1 tRNA gene is annotated in these 251 nt (G+C 51.8%); it reads right to left on the reverse strand.

What is annotated here, in order from left to right:
• Nucleotides 1–43: 43 nt before the first annotated feature.
• Nucleotides 44–120, reverse strand: a tRNA-Ile gene (locus tag AACY52_RS32045).
• Between the last annotated feature and the right edge of the window lie 131 nt (nucleotides 121–251).

The raw sequence follows: 251 nt of genomic DNA on the forward strand, positions 1-251 counted from the left end.
GAGCTATGGCCCCGTATTTCTACAGGCGTTTCCCACACAAAATTGGTGGGTCTGGGCAGATTCGAACTGCCGACCTCACCCTTATCAGGGGTGCGCTCTAACCAACTGAGCTACAGACCCAATTTCGGGCTGCTTCTTATCGTCTTCTTCAATGAATCAAGCAATTCGTGTGGGAACTTATGGAGCAGCTGATGTCGTCGATTAAGGAGGTGATCCAGCCGCAGGTTCCCCTACGGCTACCTTGTTACGAC

Source organism: Pseudomonas sp. EA_65y_Pfl1_P113 (assembly GCF_963970525.1).
GTDB lineage: Bacteria > Pseudomonadota > Gammaproteobacteria > Pseudomonadales > Pseudomonadaceae > Aquipseudomonas > Aquipseudomonas tritici.